Origin of the sequence: Aquimarina sp. Aq107, from assembly GCF_943733665.1 — a bacterium.
Lineage (GTDB): Bacteria > Bacteroidota > Bacteroidia > Flavobacteriales > Flavobacteriaceae > Aquimarina.
The window spans coordinates 2,828,625-2,841,581 of record NZ_OX030782.1; the positions used below are offsets into that span (position 1 = coordinate 2,828,625).

At 31.3% G+C, this 12,957-nt stretch carries 16 protein-coding genes; 9 read left to right on the forward strand and 7 right to left on the reverse strand.

Going from position 1 to position 12,957, the window contains the following annotated elements; translation table 11 throughout:
- Window positions 1-41 precede the first annotated feature (41 nt).
- Entirely contained in the window at window positions 42-551 is a 510-nt protein-coding gene (locus NMK29_RS12085) for a hypothetical protein (RefSeq protein WP_108805651.1), read from the reverse strand.
- Window positions 552-804: 253 nt separating this feature from the next.
- Between NMK29_RS12085 and NMK29_RS12090 the strand changes: the two genes are divergently transcribed.
- A complete protein-coding gene (locus NMK29_RS12090; protein ID WP_027391886.1) occupies window positions 805-1,191 on the forward strand; it encodes a Fur family transcriptional regulator in 387 nt (128 codons plus the stop codon).
- Between the two features lie 73 nt (window positions 1,192-1,264).
- On the opposite strand, the gene NMK29_RS12095 is transcribed toward NMK29_RS12090, so the two are convergent.
- Window positions 1,265-2,533: a S8 family serine peptidase gene (locus NMK29_RS12095; RefSeq protein ID WP_108805652.1), complete on the reverse strand. Its 1,269-nt coding sequence runs from the start codon at window positions 2,531-2,533 to the stop codon at window positions 1,265-1,267.
- A gap of 418 nt (window positions 2,534-2,951) precedes the next feature.
- Here NMK29_RS12095 and NMK29_RS12100 point away from each other — a divergent pair, with 418 nt between their 5' ends.
- The 8 genes from NMK29_RS12100 (at window position 2,952) to NMK29_RS12135 (ending at window position 8,722) form a co-directional block, all read left to right on the forward strand.
- On the forward strand, window positions 2,952-3,263 hold the full coding sequence (locus NMK29_RS12100; RefSeq protein ID WP_108805653.1) for a hypothetical protein: 312 nt from the start codon (window positions 2,952-2,954) through the stop codon (window positions 3,261-3,263).
- A 198-nt stretch (window positions 3,264-3,461) separates the two neighbouring features.
- Window positions 3,462-3,935 carry a hypothetical protein gene (locus NMK29_RS12105; RefSeq protein WP_108805654.1) on the forward strand — a complete coding sequence of 158 codons (474 nt, stop codon included), beginning with the start codon at window positions 3,462-3,464 and terminating at the stop codon, window positions 3,933-3,935.
- Window positions 3,932-4,468, forward strand: coding sequence for a hypothetical protein (locus tag NMK29_RS12110; protein WP_108805655.1), 537 nt, complete (start codon window positions 3,932-3,934; stop codon window positions 4,466-4,468). The genes NMK29_RS12105 and NMK29_RS12110 overlap by 4 nt, the downstream gene beginning before the upstream one ends.
- Before the next feature lie 59 nt (window positions 4,469-4,527).
- On the forward strand, window positions 4,528-5,046 hold the full coding sequence (locus NMK29_RS12115; protein WP_159092380.1) for a DUF6702 family protein: 519 nt from the start codon (window positions 4,528-4,530) through the stop codon (window positions 5,044-5,046).
- A 13-nt stretch (window positions 5,047-5,059) separates the two neighbouring features.
- A complete protein-coding gene (locus NMK29_RS12120) occupies window positions 5,060-5,647 on the forward strand; it encodes a HupE/UreJ family protein (protein WP_027391891.1) in 588 nt (195 codons plus the stop codon).
- Between the two features lie 28 nt (window positions 5,648-5,675).
- Window positions 5,676-6,629: a DUF5829 family protein gene (locus tag NMK29_RS12125; protein WP_108805657.1), complete on the forward strand. Its 954-nt coding sequence runs from the start codon at window positions 5,676-5,678 to the stop codon at window positions 6,627-6,629.
- Between the two features lie 34 nt (window positions 6,630-6,663).
- The gene (locus NMK29_RS12130) at window positions 6,664-7,491 is read left to right on the forward strand and encodes a hypothetical protein (RefSeq protein WP_108805658.1); all 828 of its coding nucleotides are present in this window, start codon (window positions 6,664-6,666) and stop codon (window positions 7,489-7,491) included.
- 13 nt (window positions 7,492-7,504) lie between these two features.
- The gene (locus NMK29_RS12135) at window positions 7,505-8,722 is read left to right on the forward strand and encodes a GTP-binding protein (RefSeq protein WP_108805659.1); all 1,218 of its coding nucleotides are present in this window, start codon (window positions 7,505-7,507) and stop codon (window positions 8,720-8,722) included.
- Between the two features lie 85 nt (window positions 8,723-8,807).
- Here NMK29_RS12135 and NMK29_RS12140 read toward each other — a convergent pair whose 3' ends face one another.
- The 5 genes from NMK29_RS12140 to NMK29_RS12160 are packed head-to-tail and all read right to left on the reverse strand — an operon-like array spanning window position 8,808 to window position 12,862.
- Window positions 8,808-9,722 carry a bifunctional UDP-sugar hydrolase/5'-nucleotidase gene (locus NMK29_RS12140; RefSeq protein ID WP_108805660.1) on the reverse strand — a complete coding sequence of 305 codons (915 nt, stop codon included), beginning with the start codon at window positions 9,720-9,722 and terminating at the stop codon, window positions 8,808-8,810.
- Window positions 9,723-9,734: 12 nt separating this feature from the next.
- Window positions 9,735-10,529 (reverse strand): 5'-nucleotidase C-terminal domain-containing protein, encoded by a 795-nt coding sequence (locus NMK29_RS12145; RefSeq protein ID WP_234424355.1) that lies wholly within the window; start codon window positions 10,527-10,529, stop codon window positions 9,735-9,737.
- A 59-nt stretch (window positions 10,530-10,588) separates the two neighbouring features.
- Window positions 10,589-11,023, reverse strand: coding sequence for a hypothetical protein (locus NMK29_RS12150; protein ID WP_108805661.1), 435 nt, complete (start codon window positions 11,021-11,023; stop codon window positions 10,589-10,591).
- Window positions 11,016-12,179, reverse strand: a complete 1,164-nt coding sequence (locus NMK29_RS12155) for an ABC transporter permease (RefSeq protein ID WP_108805662.1) — start codon at window positions 12,177-12,179, stop codon at window positions 11,016-11,018. Before NMK29_RS12155 ends, NMK29_RS12150 begins: the two co-directional genes overlap by 8 nt.
- Before the next feature lie 50 nt (window positions 12,180-12,229).
- Window positions 12,230-12,862: an ABC transporter ATP-binding protein gene (locus NMK29_RS12160; RefSeq protein ID WP_108805663.1), complete on the reverse strand. Its 633-nt coding sequence runs from the start codon at window positions 12,860-12,862 to the stop codon at window positions 12,230-12,232.
- Window positions 12,863-12,957: the final 95 nt, after the last annotated feature.

Sequence of the window (12,957 nt, forward strand, 5' to 3'; positions counted from 1 at the left end):
ATTCATTTACTGGTTTTTTTAATAACTATATCTATTTTTATTTACTCTTGTTCCGAAACTTCTTCTTCGGCCTTCTTTTTATCTTCTTCAATCATTTTTTTATCCTCATCAGTAATACGCTCGTGTTCTGCAGCTATACCTTTATGCTCTTTCTCCATAAGCTCATGTTCTGCTTTCATGGATTCATGTTCTGATTTCATTTGCTCCAATGTAATCTCTCCAGAAACATGTTTTGTTTCTAATTCAGCGTGCTTTTCTATCAATGCCTGATGATCTTCAATAAGTTTACCATGTTTGGCTAATAAATCTATGTGACTCTTTTCTGTTATCAAATGAATTGAATCATTTTCGATTGTTTTATGAGCAGCTACCATCTGTTGATGATCATCTTTCATAGTGTTATGTTCTTTAGCCATAGTTTTGTGAGAAGCTTCCATTTCTTGATGCTTTTCTACCATAGCTTTATGCTCAGGCGCTTCTGCAGGGTTTTGCTTGCAAGACACAAACAAAAGAACTGTTGCAATTACTGCTAATTTACTAAGTGTTTTCATGATTTTAATTAATTGGTTTACGATTCAAATGTATAAACTATTTTTTTACTGAATTATTTTAGTTTTGCTTTTTTAAAAAATTTAAAAATTCCCTATTCCCTAACAATCTAATTTAGAAAAACTTTCTTTATAAGTAAGGTTTAGATTAATCAGAAGACAAAATGGTAAAGTATACTTTCTTCGAATTTTATGGAAAAAAATTACTTATGATCAAAAAATCATTATTTTCGATAAAGTAAAGGAATACGATACCATGGAGATCAAAAAATCAAGAAATACTGAAAAACAAAATCTTGTTAAGAAAATCCTTTCTGACACGGAACATGCGATGTCTGCTGAAGAAATTATGGCTACTATGCCAATAAAAGTTAACAAGACCACCATATATAGAATTTTAGATCGATTTGCCGATAAAGGAGAGGTTCATTTCGTAACTGGCAAAAATGGAAAAGCGTATTATGCACTTTGTGATACTAATTGTGGAACATCTCATAAAATTCATAATCATATACATTTTGAATGTCAGACATGTAAAGAAGTAACTTGTCAACCCAATACACTACATATCCCAAGCTTAGAAGGGTTTACAATCCAAGAGACTCAATTTTTAATTATTGGTATTTGTAATAAATGCAAATAAAGAGAAACCATCAGCTCTCCAGCCAATGGTTTCGTAACTACACATCCCAACGTAAAAATAAAGACTGTGTCTTTTATCTTACTGCTATAGGATAGTTTTCTCCTCTGTTACTTACAGTACCAGATGTTCTAGGTCCGTTATTTCTAGCGTGCATAATTCCTGCTACGTGAGGTGATGCCATTGATGTACCACTCAATGTTGCATAACCACCGTTTAAATATGTACTTCTTACGCTACTACCTGTAGCAATAACATCAACAGGATTCATATTGTAGTTTGAGAAAGATGAGAATCCTTGACTACAAGTCATAGAAGCTACTGTGAATATATTAGTTCCATTAACACAAGCTGGTTGATAGTTTGCTGAATTAGCACTACTATTTCCTGCTGCAATAGCAACTCTAGTTCCTGCGTTTCCAAGAGCTAATAATGCACTTCTGTAAGAAGAATTGTTTGCACATCCTGATCCAAAGAAACCTCCTAAACTTAAGTTAGCAACATCACCAGCTAAATCATATTGACCAACGTGGTTGATTCCATTTAATATTGTAGAAGTACTTGTACCACCACTACATCCAAAAACTCGCACTGGCACGACTGGTGCTCCAGCAGAAACTCCTACTACACCAATACTATTGTTTATAGCAGCTGCAGTTCCTGCAACGTGTGTTCCGTGACCATTACAATCATTAGCGGATCCACCTACAAATGATCTAGCATAAGTAGTATTTGTAACTACATTAAGGTCTGGATGATCTAAATCAATACCAGTATCGATTACCCATATCCAAGCATTACTACCAGAACCATCAGCGGCTCCACCAGCTCTAGTAATACCACAAGGAGTCTGTTGAGCCATTCTTTGTGATTGATCTCCAGAAACTACTTCTTCGATATCGAATTTAGGCAACTCTACCACTCTATCGTACTCGATCGCTGCAATATTAGCGTCTTTAGATAATTTTTGAAATTCACTATCGCCTAATTCAATAGCCATCCCCGAAATTTTGGTAGTATAGTAACTTAATACTTTAGACTGATCCAAATCATTTTCTGATAAGATCTCATTCATTTTTTTGATAGACACTTCGGAGATCTCTCTTACCGAATTTGCCTTATCTTCTCTACTCGTAAAAGATCTTTTTTCTAAAACTTTCGATGCAGGTTCTATTTTAGAATCTTTAAACACTACAATATACTGTCCAGGAATTATTTTCCCTTCAGTACTAGTAGGTTCTACAATAGTTTCTGCAGTTCCATCATTAAAATTTTCATTTTGACATGATGTGAATACCATAGCTGAGAGTAGTGTCCCCACAGCGATTTTACTTAAATTTTTCATACTGAGTTAAATTTGTGTTAGGCGCAAATTTATAAATTCAAACGAAAAATTTAATATGGTAAAACCGTATGCTATTTTGTTAACAGTTAATAATTAAGATAAAAAATTGCAATTAAAAATAATTTGTTGCAACTTTGTTGCTTTAGTAATAATGATGGTTTCAAGAAGAATTAACAAAAACAAAAAGCAGTACAAAACTCCATAAAACTAAAACAATTAATCAAAATTAATTAACATTTAATTAACGTTATTTAACTAAATTTTCTAAAGACAAGTGGTTCTAAAGGTTAAAAACTGTTTAATTAACTAAAAATTATATTAAACAAAGCATCACTTTTTCGAAAAAATAATAAAAAAAAAATAGTTCTATTACATACTTTATCATCTAAAAAAGCTTAATAACTATCATAATTAACCAATGAGGTTGAACTTTTATAAAAATATAATTTCTCTTTTTTTAGTTACAACTTTTCTGCTTTTAAGAGTTGTTAATGCGCACGCATTTTCACATTTTTCCGATGATTCACATCTAGATACAAATTGTGAATTATGTGAGATCATAATCACATCAAATCAGCTTACACCTTTTATTGGGGATACTACCGAAGAAATAGAACAAAAATCTACGACATATTATCACGAACATAAAGTAGATTTTAGTTATGAAACATCTAAATATAGTATAACGCTGCCCAAAAGTGTTTACAACAAACCTCCTCCAATACTTTAAATTAGAGTCATATTGTTTTTTTTACTTAACTGATTAATACACATTTCTATAATGATATTGTAGTATGATATAGTGATATATAAAACAATCCAATAACTCAATCTTTCCTATTATAAGAAGAGGTCCTATCATTTTTAGAAACCTCATTATTTAAATTATCACAAAATAACATTCAAAATAAAATAATTTACTATTAATATGATCACTGTAAAAGAAATCGAAAACATTCAAAAAACTTGGGGACAAGGAGTTGTTCAAATTGGAACACTTCAAGCAGACAGACTAGAAATTGAAACGTATACGGAAAACTTCGTAAATGAATTATATGACTTCGACGACAAAGAAGTATTATTCAAACCTACTAAAGCTTCAATTGATCAGTTTAGAATAACTAAAGAAGGTGCGATTTCTTATTTCATTGGTGGTAATTCAAAATTTTCCGAAGATAAAGGCTTTGCACTTCAACCATGGACACAAGTAAAATTTGAAAATGCAGCTTTAATATTAGAAGAAAACAGAGCGTTAGCCATGGGTAATTATTTTTTTACCGATAAAAATGGACAAGATACTAAGGTAGAATACACTTTTGGATATCGTAAAGATTCCAACGGAAAACTAAAAATAGATGTACATCATTCTTCCTTGCCGTTTAACATAGTGGAAAGTGTATGACTTTTAATAAATTAAAATCTGGAAATTCTCTATTTCTTATATGCCCAACGGACCATATGGAAGATGTTTTACGACAAAATTGTAGTACTGAAGCATTCTTCTATACGGCCCTTGGGGCTAATTTTAGATGGGATATTGACACTCAAGAAAACCTTATTTCTGTAATTAAAAATCAAAACATTACTCAAGTAATTTTTATAACAAAAAACACAAATATTTTTTACAGAGAAGTACTTGAACCAGAAATCGAACCTTTTTTCAACGCTAATAAAACCTTATTACAGCTTGATAAAACGTTACCTAAACACTTCTTAAGTCAAAGTCATCCAATATTGAGAGTAATGCTTTTGGCCTCCAGACATTTACAAAAACAACGGAAATACATGTTAGACACTCCAATACTGGGAAAAGCTTTAAAACATGACAATGTTATTACCCAAAGTTTTGTCTACTATTCAAATAATCAAATTTTTTATCCTCCAAAAACAATCGAAAATAAGGTTTTGTTATATGGCAAATTATCTCCTAACTAAAAATTAGGTAACCAATTGTACAAAATGAAAATTATCATAATAATTAAAATACTGTAATTATGAAATTCTATCAAATATTACTTCTAGGATGTCTATTGCTATTTTCAACATCATTTAGCCTACCGCATCCAATAAAGCTAACCTCATCACTAATTCAATCTTTTCCGGAAAGTAATATTTTAGGAGTAGAATGCAGAGTGTTTATTGATGATTTTACTTTTAGTATGAACGATACATTTACTAAAAATTTTAATGCATCGGACTTATCCAAAGAAGATATTGAAGGAATTGAAAATTATTTTAAAAAGTATTATAAAATAATCATTAATGATAAAATATATACCCTTACATATATTTCATCAGAAGTTTTTGAAAAGCATAATGTTTTATCAATTAAGTTTTCCAAAAAGATACCAGTGATAAAAGAGGGGGATCAAATTTGTATCGAAAACACACTTTTTTTTCAAGAATTTGATTTTTTACAATCTAATAGAATGACTGTTCGTATACCTCCATTTATTTCAGAAGATTACTTCGAAGTTACATCACTAGACAAACCTATAACCCTTAATTTATAATACCCTAATCCTAATGGATAATTTAAGTTCTTTTTTTATTAATGGATGGCATCATATCGTAGATATTAATGCATACGACCATTTATTATTTGTAATGACATTATGTGCTGCTTTTAAACTAGAGCAATGGAAGCAAATATTAGTGATCATTACCGCTTTTACTATTGGGCATAGCGGAACTCTTATTCTAAGCGCTTTAGATATAATTCCAGCAAACTCCAAACTTATAGATATGCTCATTCCATTTACCATAATGTTAACTGCATTAGCCAATATTATCAATTACAATAAACACGGTAAATTTTCTGATACTAAAGTAAAATATAGCATTGCCTTAATTTTTGGGTTAATTCATGGATTAGCATTCGCCAGCAATTTTAAATTTATGCTATTTAGTGATAGTATAATTATGCCTCTATTGGCATTTAATATTGGTATCGAGGTTGGACAGTTATTTATTGTACTCCTTTTTATGTTATCCCTATGGATATATACTCAATTTATTAGGGGAGAACATTTAAAATGGAACCTGTTCATTTCGGGAGCTGGTTTTGGAATTGCTGCCACGATTTTATTAAACGCTTTTAATGATATACAATAATAGACTATGTTAACAAAGGAATTTTAATATGTTTAAACAAATAGCTATTTACTTAATTCTTTCATTTTTGTTTGGATCTTGTGGGACACAAGAAAAAAAAGAAGAATCTGAAGTTATTATTGATCGAAAAAAAATTGATGCAACTTTTAACAAAGATGTATCTAAGCTATTATTAGATCATTTATACGTGGTTGTAGATAGCATTACTTATGAAAAATTAATAAAAAACAATAGTTGGAAAAGTAAATATGCCTCTATAGATATAGGATTACCAGATTTTGCTCCCGCAGATCATAAAGTATCTACCTGTTATTTACGAGGACATCAACATTATATTGAAATCTTAAGTCCAAAAAATAGCTATAACGAACCTGTAGGGAAAAGTGGAATTGGTTTCTCTTTAAAAAACAATGACGAACATTTTCATTTGGGTGTTAAACCAAAATTAAAAACTACTAAAGACTCGCTTCTTTATGCTATGGAAACTGTTGAGATGCCTTTGGATGATCATAACCATACCTGGTTCAAGGCTTTTTACACACCAAGTCCTGGCACATCTTTACACACTTGGTATGGTTTTTATAACCCAGCTTTTTTAGATAATCTTCTAGGAAAAAGACATACCACATATTCACGGGAAGCATTTCTTGAATCTACGTATACTGATGAAAAACTTTTTAACGGTATTAAAGAAATCCATCTAAGCTGTATCCCAAATGATTATCGCCGCGTAACCCAAGAACTAAGGCATTTAGGTTGTAAGCTATTAGAAAAAAACGGAAATACTCTAACCATAGCTAGCGGTGACATTACTATTAATATTCAACCCTCTAATCAGATCGAATACAGTCAAATTACCAAAATAATTTGTCGATTAAACGAAAAAGATAACAGCACGATTCAATTAGGTAATGTTACCATAACCAATCAAGGGAATGAATCTACATGGAATTTTGATGAACTTCATAAAAACAATTTTTAGAAAACACTGTAATATTATTTAAAATTAAAACAAAATGAACAAAAAAACTCACTATCAAATTATTGTAACTCTTCTTTTATTTTTTGCTATTACATCCTGTAAACAAGAAAAAAAGGCTCCGGAAACTACTGATGAGTTAGAAACAGAAATTACTGAAGAAGCCGAAGTAGTACAACCTAAAATTACCTTAGAGAAATTAGAAGGTTCGCCTGCATATAAAGACGCCGCACTTATTTTAGATACTTCTGATGAAATAGTCGCTAAAAAATCTGGAGAAATGGATTTCTCTTTTAACGTTGAAAATTATGAATTAGGTGCTCAAACTAAAGGTCCAAACGCACAAAAACTAGCAAATTCAGGGAAAGGACAACATATTCATTTTATCCTAAATAATCAGCCCTACTCTGCACACTATGAGCCAAATTTTAAAAAAGAAATACCTGATGGCATCCACCATTTAGTTGCTTTTTTAAGCCGTTCATTCCATGAATCAGTAAAGAATGAAAATTCTGTAGTTGTTCGTAAGCTATTAGTAGGAGAAAAACCTGAGGATAAATTAAATCTTAATATGGAGGCACCAACACTAATTTATAGCCGACCTAAAGGTGAATATACTGGTGACGGTACAAAGGAAGTATTATTGGATTTCTTTGTACTAAATACAACACTTTCTAAAGAAGGAAATAAAGTTCGCGCAAAAATTAATGGGACGGAATTTACAATCACAGAATGGGTTCCTCATATTATCAAAGGACTTCCTATGGGAGAAATTACTATTCAGCTAGAATTAGTTGATGAAGCTGGAAATGTAATTCCAGGGCCATTTAACAAGGTAACTCGTAAGATCACTTTAAAAGACTAAAAAAATAAAGTCAATGAAAAAATTACCTGTAACTGTATTGAGTGGCTTTCTTGGAGCAGGAAAGACAACACTCTTAAATCATATTTTACATAACAAAGAAGGATTAAAAGTTGCTGTTATTGTAAATGACATGAGTGAAATCAACATTGATGCACAGCTTGTAGAAAATGAAAACACCTTATCTAGAACCGAAGAAAAACTCGTTGAGATGTCTAATGGTTGTATTTGCTGTACCCTAAGAGAAGATCTAATGGTAGAGGTAGAAAAATTAGCCAAAGAACAACGCTTTGATTATTTAATCATAGAAAGTACTGGGATTTCGGAACCTATCCCTGTAGCACAAACCTTTAGTTTTACCAGCGAAGATGGACAACTAGACTTAAGCAAGTTTAGCTATGTAGATACTATGGTCACTGTTGTAGATGGTTATAATTTTCTGAGAGATTTTTCTAGCCCACAATATCTAACAGATAGAAACCTTACTAATATTGAGGGAGATGACCGTACTATTGTTAACCTATTAACTGATCAAGTAGAGTTTGCTAATGTTATTTTGCTAAATAAAGTAGACTTGATAACAGAATCAGAATTGAGGAATTTATATGATATTATTCATAAATTAAACCCAAACGCTCGTGTTATCCCTACTCAAAATTCTCAAGTATCAATACGTGAAGTAATTGATACAGGTTTGTTTGATTTTGAAGAAGCAGAAGCATCAGCAGGATGGATACAGGAACTCGAAAATGAGCACATCCCGGAAACCGAAGAATATGGGATTGGTTCTTTTGTTTATCGAAAATGTAAACCCTTTCATCCTGAGCGTTTTTTAGAATTTGCCAAGGATCACTTTCCTTCAAATATTATTCGTAGTAAAGGATTATTTTGGCTTGCCTCTCGTCCCAATCAAGCTCTTATATGGGGTTCTGCAGGAGGTTCACTCAAAACGGATCCAGCTGGAGTTTGGTGGGCTTCGATGCCTTTTAGTGAACGAATCAGTTATGGTTCATTTTTAGATAATCAAAAGATGATTGAAGCTGAGTGGGATCCTACATTTGGGGATCGTAAAATCGAACTCGTATTTATTGGTCAAAACATTGATGTTGATCTTGTAACTAAACAATTGGATGATTGTTTGATCACAGAATCAGAACTTAACGAATGGAAAAAGGGGGTGTTTGCTGCAAACGATCATTGGCCAATTCCTAATTACGAAGGGTCATCTGTCTAATAGAGATAAAACCGAAAGAATTGAAATAACAATAAATCCGGTTAGCTAAAGGCTAACCGGATTTACTAATAATATAATTAGAATTTTATACAACCATAGCAGTTCCGTCTGAAGTTTTATTTTTTTGGCTATCAAAATAAAAATCTATTCTACCTAAATACAAACCGTAACACCCAACCTGATTTACGAGCACATTTTTATCTTTTCTATTTTTTACTACTGTTGGTTCTTTTAGAAAAGTATGCGTATGTCCACCTATAATTAGATCAATGTTTTCTGTAGCTGCCGCTAGGCTTAAATCACTCACTTTATTTGGCTCGTTTTTATAATCATATCCTAAATGAGATAAACATATAACCAAATCACACTTTTCTTCGTTTTTTAATACAGCACTCATATCCTGAGCAATCTCTATTGGATTAAGATAATTAGTCTCCTTATATAAATCTTTCATTACAAGTCCTTCTAACTCTATTCCTAAACCAAATATTCCAATCTTAATAGAATCCTTTATTATTATTTTATAAGGCTTTACGAACGTATCCATAACTGTATTAGTAAAATCATAGTTAGCGGACACAAAATTAAATTTTGCATAAGGCAATTGTGCATGCAATCCTTCAATCCCATTATCAAAATCATGATTCCCTATAGTTACTACATCGTATTTAAGCATACTCATCAACTTAAATTCTAGCTCACCTCCGTAAAAATTAAAATAAGGAGTTCCCTGAAAAATATCCCCAGCATCTAATAACAAAGTATTAGGATTCTCTTTTCTTATATTTTCAATAATTGTAGCTCTTCGGGCCACTCCCCCTTTATTAGAATTTCTACCATCATTTGGCCCAAAAGGATCTATATGACTATGTACATCGTTTGTATGTAAGATGGTTATCTTTTTCGTGTTACTCGTAGAAAAAGAAGATAAACCTACACCTCCAACTGTAAACAAGCCAGCCGTTAATGCAGAATGTTTTACAAATTCTCTTCGTTTCATCTCTTTATTTAATTAGTTGGTTTGTAAAAATCTATCGTCAATTTTCGGTGCAATTGTATCTACTTTTTTAAAGTAATCAATCATTGCATTCCTAATTTTATAATTCAACTTATGAGCCTTGCCCGCTTTTTTAAAAAAATACATCTCACTACCACCATGATACAGATAATCATTAGTTGCTACGAAATAAACCTTGTCTTCGTTAATTTCCATATTATTAATCAAAGCTTTCACGATATTAAAATCTTTATCAACGGTTATTTTTAATCCAGAAATAGGATGCGCTTTTCTAGACTTTTGTAAATAGGAAATCAATTCTTTAATATGGGCACCCTTCATTTCCACAACTATGATACTATTCTCAAATGGCATCACCTGATAGGCAGTACGCGCGGTAACATTACCTTTTGGAATTGGTGCTCGTATTCCTCCTTGATTTAATAATACCATATCAATGGCACTTTTAGTTTTTGAGATAAAAAAAGGATTGGCTTGTTCTAATACGATATCGGCCATTAAATTACCAATAGCTGTATTAAGGTTTCCATCTCTTTTAGAGTAAGTTTCTGGAGCATATGCCAAGGTACTATCCAAAGTCTTATTTACATGTTCTTTATACGGTTTTATAAAAGCCTCCACATCTGAATTATCCAGAGTAGTATCATTTATTTCAATTCTCACTCCTTCTACTTTTATAAGGTGTTCTTTTTTCTTACAAGATGAGAAAACCAATATGAATGTAAGCAATAAGAAACTCTTATCAATCATATTTTTTCGTAGGTAATTATGATCTATTATTTTATCCATGTATTATAAAACTTGATTAATCCTTTCTCTAGCAGCTAATGTATAATTTTAATTCTATTTTACTGTATCAATCTAGCGGTTGCTTCTTTCAATATATAATTACAGTGATCAACATCATCCGCATTTAATTCTAGTATTCCCGTTACTTCTATTATTTGGTCTATTTTATAGCCAGGTTTATTTTTAAAAATCACTTCTACAATAGTTTCAGGACCAGCTCCCCCGCAGAAAAAACAAGATGACATTGGATTTCTAGAAACCATAAAAAACTCTTCTTTATAAGAAAAATCCAAAAAATAACCCCTGATACTAATTTTGGATCCTTCATAAGACTTTATTTTAGGCCCAAATGTTGGTTTCAAAAAATAATCATCATAATGTACATTATAAATATCTTGAAAACTAACATCTGTAAAATCATCCCATAACAATTTTTGCTGAGCCATAAGATGAAATGGGATACTGAAGACCAGAAATAAAAATACTTTACGCATCGGCTAAAATTTTAGAAATATTTAATTTAAACAAAGAATAAGATGCAAAAATCGTAGCAAGTATTGTGGTAAAAAGTACTAAAGTGAATATAAAAAACTCTTCTGTATCAGGTATACTTATCACCAATTGATACTGATACACCTCTGAAGCTAAGGTTGCAAATAGCAAAACACTTACTCTACCTAAAATCCATCCTAAAATGCATCCAATGATGGATAAAGAAAGTGCCTCGTAAAAAACTAATTTCAGCAATTGAAAGTTCGTTGCTCCATATGTTCTTAATAAAGCTAATTCATGTTTTCTTTCTCTTACAGTTTTTATTAGGTTAGTAAAAATGCTTAAACCTGCAACAAGAAGTATTGCTACAGCAATACCATTGATTGCTTGAAAACCAATACCTAAAAACTTTAATAATCGATCAATCTCTAATTTTGGAAGTGCTACCTGTAATGAGCTATTTTTATTGATAGATCTAGAAAGTTGCAAGGCCCCAATAGGGTTTCTGAAGTTTAATAATAAAGCTGTAATTTCTTTATGCTCTTCCTCGTGCTCTGTATGTTCTTCACCTTCGATGTGTTCTTCATCTGATGGATGCTCATGAACTTCCCAAATACTTTCAAGATTTGTTATAATAAGATGATCAACCACTGTTCCTGTAGACGCTAAAATTCCACTAACTACAAAAGGTTTTTCGTCGTGAATATCAATTTCATTTTGTATCAACCCATGAGAACTAACAAAAGTACTTCCAATGCTAAGGTTCAAGCTACTTGCTACTTCACTACCCAATACCGCTTCAAAATTTTTAGTGTTTAGTTTCCCATCTTTACAGGTTGCATTATACTTAAGTAAATACTGACCAGAAGTTCCTAAAATCTTATAACCTTTATAATTATCACCATAAGAAACAGGTATAGCTTCCTTTATCATAGGGTTTTTACTTATCCTTAAAGCTTCATCTAGAGATATATTTCCGGTTGGGTTATCTATATGAAAGATAGTCGATAATACAAGTTGCAAAGGACTTCCTTTTGCGCCAACTACCATATCAAATGGTTTACTATTTTTCTCTAGATGATGATTAAGCTGTTTGCTTATTTGTAAAACAAAAGTTGCTAACAAAATACTTAACGTTAATAGCAAAACACTAAGCATTGTATTAAGAGGTTTTGAAATGAGATTTTTAAACGCTAAGTATAACAAATTTAGAGGATTATATGTTTATCAAAATGTGGTTTAACTCTTTGATCATGGGTGATAATAACCAAGTTACTTTTGCAAATTTGAGCCTCTTTTTTTAATAAGGAGATAACCCTCTCACAATTCTTATCATCTAAATTAGAAGTGGGTTCATCTGCTAAGATTACCTTTGGTTTATGTATAATCCCAAGAGCAATGGAAAGTCGTTGTCTTTGACCCTCGCTTAATTCTTGAACTTTCTTATCCCTAACATTCATTAAATCTAATTTCTCTATTAATCCTATTCTCCTTTCTTGATCTATTGTTTTTTTAGACAGTTTCTCACGAATTTTAATGTTCTCTAATAAACTTAAGGACTTAATAAAATATGCTCTTTGAAAGATTATTCCTATATGCTTACCTCTGAAATTATTTAATTGATTTCTTGTAAGTTGTTGAACACAAGTATTGCCAATAAATACATTCCCTTTTTTTGGAACTAAAAGACCCGCCATAATATGTAACAACGTAGTTTTACCAATACCTGAGTCTCCCAAAATCAAAGCATTTTGTTCAAATGATAAATCTATGTCTGGAAAATAAAAAGTATTAGTTTTTGTATTCTTATATGCAAACATTAACGATGTCGTTCGGATCATAAAAAAGTTTTGTCAAAAATAAATAAATATTATTAACGCAACAAAGTTGCGTTTGTAAATTATATACTATCTTTGCCCTCATTAAAATATATACA

Coding starts and splice junctions, on each gene's coding strand:
- NMK29_RS12090 (WP_027391886.1), top strand. CDS start 805: ATGGAGATCAAAAAATCAAGAAATACTGAAAAACAAAATCTTGTTAAG.
- NMK29_RS12085 (WP_108805651.1), bottom strand. CDS start 551: ATGAAAACACTTAGTAAATTAGCAGTAATTGCAACAGTTCTTTTGTTT.
- NMK29_RS12105 (WP_108805654.1), top strand. CDS start 3,462: ATGATCACTGTAAAAGAAATCGAAAACATTCAAAAAACTTGGGGACAA.
- NMK29_RS12095 (WP_108805652.1), bottom strand. CDS start 2,533: ATGAAAAATTTAAGTAAAATCGCTGTGGGGACACTACTCTCAGCTATG.
- NMK29_RS12115 (WP_159092380.1), top strand. CDS start 4,528: ATGAAATTCTATCAAATATTACTTCTAGGATGTCTATTGCTATTTTCA.
- NMK29_RS12110 (WP_108805655.1), top strand. CDS start 3,932: ATGACTTTTAATAAATTAAAATCTGGAAATTCTCTATTTCTTATATGC.
- NMK29_RS12155 (WP_108805662.1), bottom strand. CDS start 12,179: ATGCTTAGTGTTTTGCTATTAACGTTAAGTATTTTGTTAGCAACTTTT.
- NMK29_RS12160 (WP_108805663.1), bottom strand. CDS start 12,862: ATGATCCGAACGACATCGTTAATGTTTGCATATAAGAATACAAAAACT.
- NMK29_RS12135 (WP_108805659.1), top strand. CDS start 7,505: ATGAAAAAATTACCTGTAACTGTATTGAGTGGCTTTCTTGGAGCAGGA.
- NMK29_RS12140 (WP_108805660.1), bottom strand. CDS start 9,722: ATGAAACGAAGAGAATTTGTAAAACATTCTGCATTAACGGCTGGCTTG.
- NMK29_RS12150 (WP_108805661.1), bottom strand. CDS start 11,023: ATGCGTAAAGTATTTTTATTTCTGGTCTTCAGTATCCCATTTCATCTT.
- NMK29_RS12145 (WP_234424355.1), bottom strand. CDS start 10,529: ATGGATAAAATAATAGATCATAATTACCTACGAAAAAATATGATTGAT.
- NMK29_RS12130 (WP_108805658.1), top strand. CDS start 6,664: ATGAACAAAAAAACTCACTATCAAATTATTGTAACTCTTCTTTTATTT.
- NMK29_RS12120 (WP_027391891.1), top strand. CDS start 5,060: ATGGATAATTTAAGTTCTTTTTTTATTAATGGATGGCATCATATCGTA.
- NMK29_RS12100 (WP_108805653.1), top strand. CDS start 2,952: ATGAGGTTGAACTTTTATAAAAATATAATTTCTCTTTTTTTAGTTACA.
- NMK29_RS12125 (WP_108805657.1), top strand. CDS start 5,676: ATGTTTAAACAAATAGCTATTTACTTAATTCTTTCATTTTTGTTTGGA.